The sequence below is a fragment of the Winogradskyella marina genome, from assembly GCF_015645385.1.
GTDB lineage: Bacteria > Bacteroidota > Bacteroidia > Flavobacteriales > Flavobacteriaceae > Winogradskyella > Winogradskyella marina.
Map to the genome: position 1 here is coordinate 345,667 of NZ_JADOET010000002.1, position 11,569 is coordinate 357,235.

7 protein-coding genes and 1 tRNA gene are annotated in these 11,569 nt (G+C 33.5%); 7 read left to right on the forward strand and 1 reads right to left on the reverse strand.

All coding sequences use genetic code 11. The annotated features are described in order from the left end of the window. Nucleotides 1-105: 105 nt before the first annotated feature. The 5 genes from ITJ86_RS04710 (at nucleotide 106) to ITJ86_RS04730 (ending at nucleotide 8,526) form a co-directional block, all read left to right on the forward strand. Nucleotides 106-1,095: an aspartate-semialdehyde dehydrogenase gene (locus tag ITJ86_RS04710; protein WP_195870453.1), complete on the forward strand. Its 990-nt coding sequence runs from the start codon at nucleotides 106-108 to the stop codon at nucleotides 1,093-1,095. Nucleotides 1,096-1,291: 196 nt separating this feature from the next. Next, a complete protein-coding gene (locus tag ITJ86_RS04715) occupies nucleotides 1,292-3,457 on the forward strand; it encodes a prolyl oligopeptidase family serine peptidase (protein WP_195870454.1) in 2,166 nt (721 codons plus the stop codon). A gap of 171 nt (nucleotides 3,458-3,628) precedes the next feature. Beyond that, nucleotides 3,629-4,990, forward strand: a complete 1,362-nt coding sequence (locus ITJ86_RS04720; RefSeq protein ID WP_230080221.1) for an Ig-like domain-containing protein — start codon at nucleotides 3,629-3,631, stop codon at nucleotides 4,988-4,990. A gap of 11 nt (nucleotides 4,991-5,001) precedes the next feature. Then, nucleotides 5,002-7,476 (forward strand): FG-GAP-like repeat-containing protein, encoded by a 2,475-nt coding sequence (locus ITJ86_RS04725; RefSeq protein WP_195870455.1) that lies wholly within the window; start codon nucleotides 5,002-5,004, stop codon nucleotides 7,474-7,476. A gap of 135 nt (nucleotides 7,477-7,611) precedes the next feature. After that, nucleotides 7,612-8,526: an ABC transporter ATP-binding protein gene (locus ITJ86_RS04730; protein WP_195870456.1), complete on the forward strand. Its 915-nt coding sequence runs from the start codon at nucleotides 7,612-7,614 to the stop codon at nucleotides 8,524-8,526. Here ITJ86_RS04730 and ITJ86_RS04735 read toward each other — a convergent pair. Further along, nucleotides 8,505-9,515, reverse strand: a complete 1,011-nt coding sequence (locus ITJ86_RS04735; RefSeq protein WP_195870457.1) for a helix-turn-helix transcriptional regulator — start codon at nucleotides 9,513-9,515, stop codon at nucleotides 8,505-8,507. The genes ITJ86_RS04730 and ITJ86_RS04735 overlap by 22 nt on opposite strands. Before the next feature lie 861 nt (nucleotides 9,516-10,376). On the opposite strand from ITJ86_RS04735, the gene ITJ86_RS04740 reads away from it, so the two are divergent. Then, on the forward strand, nucleotides 10,377-10,907 hold the full coding sequence (locus ITJ86_RS04740) for a hypothetical protein (protein WP_195870458.1): 531 nt from the start codon (nucleotides 10,377-10,379) through the stop codon (nucleotides 10,905-10,907). 479 nt (nucleotides 10,908-11,386) lie between these two features. Then, nucleotides 11,387-11,497: transfer RNA gene (locus tag ITJ86_RS04745), tRNA-Met, on the forward strand. The last annotated feature ends 72 nt before the right edge of the window (nucleotides 11,498-11,569 follow it).

The window sequence follows — 11,569 nt, forward strand, 5'->3', positions numbered from 1 at the left end:
GTAAATCAATAATTATAACCCTATATTTTTATCACATTTTTAAGGGTAAATTGAACAGTTTACTTAAAGAAATATCATAATTTTGAAGATTAAATTAAATATATTATGAAAGTAGCAATTGTTGGTGCAACAGGCATGGTAGGCAGCGTAATGCTTAAAGTTTTAGAGGAACGTAATTTTCCTTTAGACGAATTATTATTAGTAGCTTCAGAACGTTCTGTAGGTAATACATTAAAATTCAACGGCAAAGATATCGAAGTGATTAGTATTCCTTCTGCTATTGAAAAACGTCCAGATATTGCATTGTTTTCAGCAGGTGGAAACACATCGTTAGAATGGGCTCCAAAATTTGCAGAAGTTGGTACTACAGTGATTGATAATTCTTCAGCATGGAGAATGGATTTGTCAAAAAAATTAGTGGTTCCAGAAATTAATGCAAGCGAGTTAGAAAAAACAGATAAAATTATCGCTAATCCTAACTGTTCTACGATTCAGATGGTAATGGCATTAGCTCCACTTCATAAAAAATATAAAATTAAACGTATTGTTGTTTCAACCTATCAGTCCGTATCTGGTACAGGTGTTAAAGCTGTTGAACAAATGGAAAATGAAATCGCTGGTGTAAAAGGCGATATGGCATATCCTTACCCAATTCATAAAAATGCAATTCCTCATTGCGATGTTTTTGAAGAGAATGGTTATACCAAAGAAGAAATGAAATTGGTAAATGAAACGCAGAAGATTCTAAACGATCGTACAATTGCGGTAACTGCAACTGCAGTAAGAATTCCTACAGCTGGTGGACATAGTGAAGCTATTAATGTAGAGTTTGAAAATGATTTTGATCCTAGTGAAGTAAGACAATTACTTAACGAAACAGACGGAGTTACCTTGCAAGACAACTTAGATGTTAACGTATACCCAATGCCAATGTATGCGCATGGTAAAGACGATGTTTTTGTTGGTCGTATTAGACGCGATGGGTCACAACCAAACACATTAAACCTTTGGGTTGTAAGTGATAACTTAAGAAAAGGAGCTGCAACAAATACGGTTCAAATAGCAGAATACCTTATTAAAAACGGTTTAGCGTAACGCTATCCATTCGTTTTTGTATTTTTTTTATAATAGGGATATATTCATGTATTTCAACTAATTAATTAGATGGTTAGTTGAAATACAGTTTATATATAAGTCCAAATTTACTGTAAGTTTTTAAGGGGTTGATATTATCTCAAAACTAAAACCTTATATTTGAAGTAATATTGTTTTATTTCGAAAACCCTTAGTTATGAAAAAATTACTCCTTCTTACTTTAGTGCTAACATTTTTTGTATCATGTAAAAATGAAAACGAAACTGTGAAATCGATTACCGTAGAATACCCAGAAACTAATAAAGTAGATACTGTAGACACTTATTTTGATGAATCTGTTGCGGATCCTTACCGTTGGTTAGAGGATGATAGAAGCAAAGAAACTGAAGCGTGGGTAAAAGCTCAAAACGAAGTTACATTTGGCTATTTAGATCACATCCCATATCGCGAAGAATTAAAAGATCGACTGACAAAACTTTGGAATTATGAGAAAGTTGGTGCGCCATTTGTAGAAGGTGATTACACTTACTTTTATAAAAATGATGGTTTACAAAACCAATCCGTAATTTATAGATTTAAAACAGGAGAAGACCCTGAAACCGCTGAGATTTTCTTAAATCCAAATACCTTTAAAGAAGATGGTACTATTTCATTAGGTGGCATGAGTTTTTCTAAAGATGGTAAAACCTTAGCATATGCTATTTCTGAAGGAGGAAGCGATTGGAGAAAAATTCTTGTGATGAATACCGAGACGAATGAAATCGTTGAAGATACTTTAATTGATATAAAATTCAGTGGCATGTCTTGGTATAAAAACGAGGGCTTCTACTATTCTAGTTACGATAAGCCAGAAGGAAGTGAGTTGTCTGCAAAAACAGATCAGCATAAACTGTATTATCATAAATTAGGTACAAAACAATCCGAAGATCAATTAATTTTTGGTGGTACTCCAGAAGAAAAGCACAGATATATTGGAGGAGGAGTGACAGAAGATGACAATTATCTTGTTATAACAGCAAGTGTTTCAACCTCTGGAAATAAACTTTTCATAAAAGATTTATCGAAACCAAATAGTAATCTTATTGCTATTTTAGATCATACAAATAGTGATTCTAATATCATTGAAAATGTAGGGACAAAGCTCTACATTATGACAAATTTGGAAGCTCCAAACCAAAAGATTGTAACCGTTGATGCGGCAAATCCAACACCAGAACATTGGGTAGATTTTATTCCGGAAACCAAAAACGTATTGTCTCCATCAACAGGAGGTGGTTACTTTTTTGCAAATTACATGGTAGATGCAGTGTCAAAAGTATTGCAATATGATTACGACGGGAAATTAATTAGAGAAGTTGCGTTGCCAGGCATTGGTACAGCTACAGGTTTTGGCGCAAAGAAAGAAGAAAAAGAGCTTTATTATTCATTTACTAATTATGTTACTCCTGGAAGCATATATAAATACGACATTGAAAACGGAACGTCTGAGCTCTACAAAAAACCATCTATAGATTTTAATACAGAAGACTACGAAAGTAAACAAGTATTTTATACGTCTAAAGATGGTACTAAAGTGCCAATGATAATTACACATAAAAAAGGTTTAAAACTCAATGGTAAAAATCCGACAATGCTGTATGGTTATGGAGGCTTTAATATTAGCTTAACACCAAGTTTTAGTATAGCAAATACAATTTGGCTAGAGCAAGGAGGAATTTATGCTGTACCAAACCTAAGAGGTGGAGGTGAATACGGAAAAGCATGGCACAATGCAGGAACTCAACTCAAAAAGCAGAATGTATTTGACGACTTTATTGCAGCGGCAGAATATCTAATTTCAGAAAAATATACATCATCAGATTACTTAGCAATTAGTGGTCGTTCTAACGGAGGTTTATTAGTTGGTGCGACAATGACGCAACGTCCTAATTTAATGAAAGTCGCTTTACCTGGTGTTGGTGTTTTAGATATGTTACGTTACCATACATTTACAGCTGGAGCTGGTTGGGCATACGATTACGGAACTGCAGAAGATAGTAAAGAGATGTTTAATTACTTAAAAGGATATTCTCCGGTTCACAATGTGAAGTCTGGTGTAGAGTATCCGGCAACAATGGTAACTACAGGAGATCATGATGATCGCGTGGTGCCAGCACATAGCTTTAAGTTCGCTGCCGAATTACAAAGTAAGCAAGCAGGTATTAACCCAACATTGATTAGAATTGAAACCGATGCAGGCCATGGAGCTGGTACACCTGTAAGTAAAACCATTGAGCAGTATGCAGATGTTTTTGGTTTCACGCTTTATAACATGGGATTTGAAGTATTACCATCAAAAACCGAAGAAAAAGTAAAAGACTAATGTTAGTGAAATAACACTTAAATCAGTGAATTTGTCGCTTTACTTACATCAAAAATTGTAAAAAAAAAGAGTATAAATATTCTTTTTTCAGATAACTAGTTTCTTTTTTGTTAACTTTTGTAGGACTTTTAAATTCTAAACTGTCTTATTAATAGTGCGTAAGTATTGTAAATGAAAAAAAATTACAACATATTTTTTCTTTCAATTTTGTTTCTGTTTTCTTGTAGCAATGACGATGGATTAACACCATTAGTTATAGAGACAAATCCAGATAGTTTAACTATAGTTCAGGATTCGGAAATTGAGATTTTTATATTTCTTAACGATTTAAATATTCCGTCTATCGGAGAATTATCGGTAAGCCAACCTGTAAAAGGTAATGTTGTAATAATAGACCCTAATAATACCCCAAATAACCCGAGCGACGATCATATAAAATATACGGCGAACCCAAATGAAGTTGGTATAGATACTTTTGAATACACAATTTGTAGTGCTTCAGGCGATTGTAAAACAGAACTAGTTTCTATTACTATTTCAACAAACTCTAGTGTGCTTTATGATTTAGAAAACATGCCGTTTTCATCATTATCAGATTATCAATTTTTTGAAGGTGATCTTAAAAACCTACAGCCTACAAATGGTGTCATTCCATACACATTAAATGCCACATTGTTTAGTGATTATGCTAAGAAAAAACGTTTCATTTGGATGCCAAATAACAGTAAGGCGTCGTTTGTAAGTGATCACGAACTTTTAGATTTTCCTGTTGGAACCATTTTAATAAAGAACTTTTATTACGATAATGTTTTACCAGATAACACCACCCAAATTTTAGAAACAAGATTAATAATTAGAAAACAAGACGGTTGGGTTTTTGCAAATTATGTTTGGGATGAAGAACAGTCTGAAGCTCGTTTAGATCTGGATGGGAGTTATGTAGATCTGCAGTGGCAACAAGCAGGAACTACAAAATCTGTGCAATATAGAATTCCGTCAGGAGCTGAGTGCCATACCTGTCATAAAGTGTCAGAAATAGCAAAACCAATAGGCCCAAAACCTAGAAACTTAAATTTAAATTTTGAGTATATTGATGGTGTCGAAAATCAATTAGAGAAGTTAGTAAGTCTTGGTTATTTAGAAAATGCACTGCCAGGAACCATTTCAACGATTCCAGATTATACCGATAGCAGTATTGCCTTGGAAGAAAGAGTGCGAGCGTATGTAGATATTAACTGTGCACATTGCCATTCAGAACATACACATTGTTCATATAGACCAATGCGATTAGATTATTTATCTACTGAAGACCTAACAAATTTAGGGGTTTGTGTTGATGCAGATACTGATCTTGGTTTTGGACTAGGCCACATTATAGAACCAGGTGATGCAAGAAATTCTGTAATGCATTTTAGGCTAAGTGCTGTAGAACCTTCAGTTAGGATGCCTTTGTTAGCACGTACTGTTGTGCATACAGAGGGTGTTCAACTTATTGAGGAGTGGATAAACTCATTAGATATAAACTGTAATTAAAAACAACCGATATGAAAAAACTATTACTCATTACATTGCTTGTAATGTTGTTTTGCGCTCATAGTTATGCGCAACAACTAAACCAAAATGCTAACTGGCCAAATAATCAATGGACAGTTACGGGTTCTTATGATGCTACTTATCTGTTTGAAGACCCAACATCATCTGAAAGCGGATCGTTTTCTTTTGATGATAATCTTCCTGGTGGCTCTTCAGACAATACGGTTGCGGCAGAATCTCCTATAATTAATCTTAGTGCAGCTTACAGTGCCAATGAAACTGAATTGACAGTTGTATTTCCATATGTTTTTAATACATGGCAAGATGGTCAATCTCTAAGCCTTCAGTATTGGAATGCTGGTTCTAATGAATGGGTAAATTGGGGAAATGAATTGCAAGATAATTCCGAAAGTTTTAATGACTTTTGTGATGGCACACCAACAAATTTCACAAGTGAAGCCCTAAATATTGCTTCTTTTACAAGTACACAATTAACAGGATTTAAATACCGTATTTACTTTAATGACAATTCGACGTATGGTTGGGGTTTTTGTGTGGACTCGCCTTCTATTAGTTCAGCCGAACCACCAGCATGTCCAAATGTAACTTCAGTATCAGTCAACAACATTAATGCTGTAAGTGCCACTGTTAATTGGGGTGCAGGTGCATCAGAAACATCTTGGGAAGTTGCTATTGTATTAGCTTCAGAAGGTATTCCATCTTCAGGTAATACCACAGCAACCAATACTTATAGTTTTAATGGATTGTCTTCAGAGACTGATTATGTAATTTATATAAGAGCAAATTGTAATGAAGGAGGTTATAGCCATTGGGTAAGCCAGAGTTTTACGACTGGAGTAGATACGTCTGCTTATCCTGTGTCGTTTACAACAAACCCAATAAATACAACGGGTTCTAACGACTTAGCGTTAGTGGATTTAAATGGTGATTTTTTAGACGACGTGGTATCAGTTAGTGCTAATAATTTAAATATTCATTACCAATTAGCTTCTGGTGGGTTTAGTATGAGTAATATAGCAACTCCAACTGCGGAAAACACGCCAGATTGGAGCTTAGCTGCAGGCGATTTTGATGGTAATGGTTATAACGATCTACTTTATGGAGGCTTTGGTGGTGTTACGTTTATGCAAGCAAATAGTACAGGTACAGGTTATACAGAAATATCAGGCTCAGACTATGTGTTTTCTCAACGTTCAAATTTTGTTGATATTAATAATGATGGTCATTTAGATGCTTTTGTTTGTCACGATGTACAAGCTAATGTGTATTATATAAATGATGGAACAGGTGAATTAACGTTTTATCAAGGGCCAAGTACAGCATTGCCTAATGGCATAGGAGTAGTGCCTGGTGGAGGTAATTACGGTACAGTTTGGATAGATTTTGATAATGATAGAGATATGGATTTATTCATTGCAAAATGTAGAGGTGGTTCTTCAATTAGTATTAATGAGTTATGGAGAAATGATGGAAATGGTGTGTTTGTAAATGTCGCAGACAGTAATGGTTGGCATAACACCAATTATCCAGGTGTTGGTCATGATAATTCTTCAAATTTGGGAGATTTAGTGCAAACATGGTCTTCAGCTTGGGCAGATTTTGACAACGATGGAGATATGGATGTTTTTGTTGGCGCAAGTAGTACAGTAGATGGAGATTCTAAATTAATGCGAAATAATGGAGATGGTACTTTTACCGATGTAACGGCTGGATCTGGCGTTTTAGATGCGTCTTTAGGTCGGGAAAACGCACCTGCAGATTTTGATAATGATGGTTATGTAGACATTTTAAGTAATGGAGATATATTATTTAACAATGGAGATTTTACATTTACAAAGTACACAATAAATATGCCGCCAAGTGGAGCTATTGGAGATACAAACAACGATGGTTTTTTAGATGTGTTTCGCAACGGAAATATTTATTTAAATAATACAAATGCGAACAATTGGATTAAAATTAATACCGTAGGAACCGATAGTAATATCAATGGAATTGGTGCTAGAGTAGAAATACAAACAGACAACGGAACGCAAATAAGAGATGTTAGAAGTGGCGAAGGATTTGAATTTATGAGTACACTTAACACCCATTTTGGGATTGGTACGTTAACAAGTATTAATAGCATAACTATTTATTGGCCATCTGGTACTGTAGATTTTATAGCGAATCCGGCAATAAACACATCGCATACTATTGTAGAAGGTTCTGCATTGAGTGTTATTGATGAAACGTTAGTAGATCTTACTATTTATCCTAATCCGGTTGAGGCAGACCTTACTATAAAAACGTCTGCAGATGTTATTAATAAAATCGCTACGGTTTTTGATGTGAATGGAAAGCGTGTTTTAAATCAAAAGTTGAAATCGAATACCGTTGATGTTTCGAATTTAACAAGTGGAGTTTACTTTTTAAGATTAGAATCTGAAGGAAAAATTATAAAGCGAAAGTTTATTAAGAAATAATAGACTGTCCGTTCGAGCGCAGTCGAGAACTAAATGGAACGACCTTAAAAGATGAATCATTTACTTATAAACCGTTTGAGAAATCAAGCGGTTTTTTTATGCTAGTTAATTTTTTGAAACATTTATATTTGCATTATGCTTCAGGTAAAAAATGTCACTTTTGGATATTCAAAAACTAAGGTTTTAAAAGCAATTGATTTTACAGTCAAAGCTGGAGAAAATCTTGCTATTATTGGAGAAAGTGGCTCTGGTAAAAGTACTTTGTTGAAATTAATCTATGGCGAATACGATTTAAAACAAGGGCAAATATTTTGGAAGGACGAAGAAATCCTAGGACCCAAATACAACTTAGTGGTTGGGTATGATTTTATGAAATACGTCACCCAAGAATTCGATTTAATGCCAGTGACTACAGTTGAAGAAAACATAGGTAAACATTTGTCGCGTTTTTATCCTGAAGAAAAGCAAAGACGAACAGACGAACTCATTAAAGTTGTAGAACTTGAAGCCTTTGCTAACACTAAAGTAAAACTATTAAGCGGAGGCCAAAAACAACGCGTTGCCATTGCGAGAGCCTTAGCTAAACAACCCGAGATCTTATTATTAGACGAGCCTTTTAGTCACATAGATAATTTTAAAAAACAATCGCTTAGACGTAGTATTTTTAAATATTTAAAACAAAAAAACATCGCTTGTGTTGTCGCTACTCATGATAAAAATGATGTCCTTGGTTTTGCAGATCAGTTATTGGTTATTCATAACGCTGAGATTATTGTAAAAGATACTCCTCAAAACATTTACAAAAACCCTAAACTACCTTTAATAGCCTCATTTTTTGGTGAGTTTAATGTGATTGAGCCTTATGGAATTGTGTATGCAAATCAGCTTAAAATCGTTGAGGAATCCGATTTAAAAGCACTTGTAAAAAGGTCTTATTTTAATGGTAGTTCTTGGTTGATTGAAGCAGAATATAATTCGGAATCTATTTTTATAACTCATGACATCCGATTAGAAAAAGGAACCACAATTTACTTGTCAATTTCTTCATAGTTCTTTACTGAAGTTTTCAATTTTTTAAGCATTCTATTTCTCAATTTTAATGGCTTCAACACTTCAATACTATCACCAAAACCTAAAATGAGACGTTCTAACTCAAAATTAATTTGAACAAAAATATTGAAAATCATACCATCATTTGTTTTTTCAATCATACGTTGTGAGGAGTGAAATGGTTTTGTAATCACGTAAGGTGCATTTTTCAAGTCTATTTTAAACTGAATGCGTTCCGCTCGAGAATTTGAAACCGTTACTCCAATCACTTCTTTGTAATATTCGTCGCCATCAATTTGAAAATCATCATAAAATTCGTTTTCAAGTTTTACTATTTCAGTAATTCTGTCTAAAGCCAAAGTGATATATTTTCCGTTTCGTGCACACAGTAGAAACCATCGATTATTAAATTCTTTAAGTAATTGCGGATGTACTTTCATTACACTGGCTTTTCGTGCTTTAAAAGATTTATAAGTGACTTCAATCACTTTTTTCGATTGTATGGCATTGTATAAAACATCTATATATTCAAGACCTTTTAATTGCTCATTTTTATCTAAATGAATAATAGCACGTCTATCCTTTTGAGTTGAATTTACTGAATCTTCTAACCGCTGTAATACACCATCCATTTCTTGAAACAATGAGAAATCCTTGAATTGTTTCAGTAACTGAATGGCTTCATTCATAACTTTCACATCTTTATCAGTTACAGCAATTTTTACTATACTATAATCAGCATCCTCATACTTATAATACTTTCGGTCATAGACCACAATTGGCGCATTATAACCCAACTTATCACTTCGCATCATTTGTAAATCTAACTGAACCGTACGTTTGCTAACATTAATATCTTTACCCTCATATTCATACAGCGCATCAGAAACTGCTTCTATTAAATCGTTAAGTGTCCATTGTCTAAACTGATTTTGAAGACACTTATCAATGGTTTTATATCTAATTAATGCGTTTTTATTTACTGCCATATCATTTATTTCCGTTAAGAGTCCTGTAAGGTTTCAAAAACCTGACAGGTCTGAACTTATAAATTTAAACGAATAAAAACAATACGCAAAAGGATTACGTAGTTCCTAAAACTTTTCATTTCAAAAAAAATGACCATATTTGCACCTATAAACAAAGAAAAAACAACCTATGACAATACAAAATTTACATAATCGGATGCTGAAAAGCTATTTCTGTAATGTAGAGAAATAGGTGAAAACTAAAAATAGTCAAGTTTAAAAAGCATCCTCATAAAAAAGGATGCTTTTTTTATTAATTTTTTTCAAGTTATTAATTATGCATGCCTAAAACACAAATAACTACGCTTCAATTCTTTAGGTAATCTGCCATTTGCGGACAGGAATTCTATACTCAAAAACCACCATAAAACACTGATAATCAATAAAATAAACTTATTTTTTATTTGGAAATTAGAAATATTCATCTTTATATTTGCATCGCAATGTCATGCTGAGCGCAATCGAAGCACAACCAAAAATACAAGTTGAATTAAAAATTAGAAACTATGAGTTTATTTATAACATATCAAATCGATCCAAAAGGAATTCTGCCTTTTGTGAGGCTTCGTGATTATCGTTAGATAAACTTTTCAAACTTATAAATGAAAATCCGAAGCCAGTTAAATACTGTTTCGGATTTTTTTTTATTCTGAATTAATTTCAGAATCTCACAATTAGCATTTCTGCTAAACATCTTTCCACAAACAGTAATTATAAAAATCGAATCTCAATGTCATGCTGAGCGTAGTCGAAGCATCTCAATTCAATTCTAAAGAAATTAATAATTAAGAAAACCTGAAAATAGTTCAGGACAAATAAAAAATGGACACCAATTTATTAAACAATTATGTGCTTAAAGCCATAGATGCTTATCCATACGAACTAGAAGAAACTGTAGAAAATCTAAACTACGCCTTATCCTACGAAGCTAACAACGCTTATGCTTTGTATTTAATGGGACGTTTACAAGCCGAACAATTTGGCGATTACGAAAAAGCCAAGCAGTATTATGCAGAAGCTTTGGCTAACAAACTAGATTTTCACAAGGTGTATTCGCACTACATTTTAGTGTTGATATGGAACGAAGATTATAAAGAAGCTCAAAAGCTAATCGACTTTGCCTTTACTGTAAAAGGACTGAACAAAGGCGAAGTTTATATGTTTCAAGGGCAATTATTTGAAAATCTTCAAGCCTATAAAAAAGCTATAAAAGCACTAAAAAAGGCTAAAATTTTTGGATATAACGATGGATTTATCTGTACTGTAAATTCTGAAATTTCAAGAATTAAGAACAAAATGAAACCAAAGAAGAAGAAATCTAAAAGCAGAAAGAAGAAGAAAAAAAAGAAATAATAACCTAGCCTACAACTTTGTCATACTGAACTTGTTTCAGCATCTCAACTTTATAGATTATAAAATAATAAACGATGAAATGACAAGTATTAACTAAAAGATTTTTAACCAGAACAGACAAAAACAGGACGACTTATCGTCAGTTCTAAGATTACAGGTATCACTTATTTCGTTGAGCCTATTGATAATGGCAAACCAGATAAACTTTGGGGAGGCGTTGATTCGACAACAAATAAATTGACTGGAGATTACGAAAACAAAGTCATAGGAGCTGTAAAAGAAAAAGACAGAAGAGATAAAGTTTATGAAAATCAATAAATTTTGAAATATTTTTAACTACGCAAAAACATTGCGCAATAGCGTAGAATATTTGCATTGTAATTAATAAGAAGTCTCTTTGGAATCAGACTTTAAAAGTAGTGCTCTGCCAGATAATGAGGCTGGCAGAGTTTAATAAAACGTTCTTTAACATAAAAAATAGTCCAGTAGCTCAGAAGGTAGAGCAACGAATACTTTTCGCCATCAGCACAAAAAGGTTCCTATAAAGATTCATAATCCGTGTGTCGTGGGTTCGATTCCCACCTGGACTACAACAAAAATTACTGACACAGAAAGTTCCTATAACATTCATTGGAGAAATTACTTTCCGTTAGTAAAAGACA

Excerpts from the sequence above, each read along its gene's own strand:
- ITJ86_RS04730 (WP_195870456.1), top strand. The coding sequence starts at position 7,612 with ATGCTTCAGGTAAAAAATGTCACTTTTGGATATTCAAAAACTAAGGTT.
- ITJ86_RS04740 (WP_195870458.1), top strand. The coding sequence starts at position 10,377 with ATGGACACCAATTTATTAAACAATTATGTGCTTAAAGCCATAGATGCT.
- ITJ86_RS04720 (WP_230080221.1), top strand. The coding sequence starts at position 3,629 with ATGAAAAAAAATTACAACATATTTTTTCTTTCAATTTTGTTTCTGTTT.
- ITJ86_RS04715 (WP_195870454.1), top strand. The coding sequence starts at position 1,292 with ATGAAAAAATTACTCCTTCTTACTTTAGTGCTAACATTTTTTGTATCA.
- ITJ86_RS04735 (WP_195870457.1), bottom strand. The coding sequence starts at position 9,515 with ATGGCAGTAAATAAAAACGCATTAATTAGATATAAAACCATTGATAAG.
- ITJ86_RS04710 (WP_195870453.1), top strand. The coding sequence starts at position 106 with ATGAAAGTAGCAATTGTTGGTGCAACAGGCATGGTAGGCAGCGTAATG.
- ITJ86_RS04725 (WP_195870455.1), top strand. The coding sequence starts at position 5,002 with ATGAAAAAACTATTACTCATTACATTGCTTGTAATGTTGTTTTGCGCT.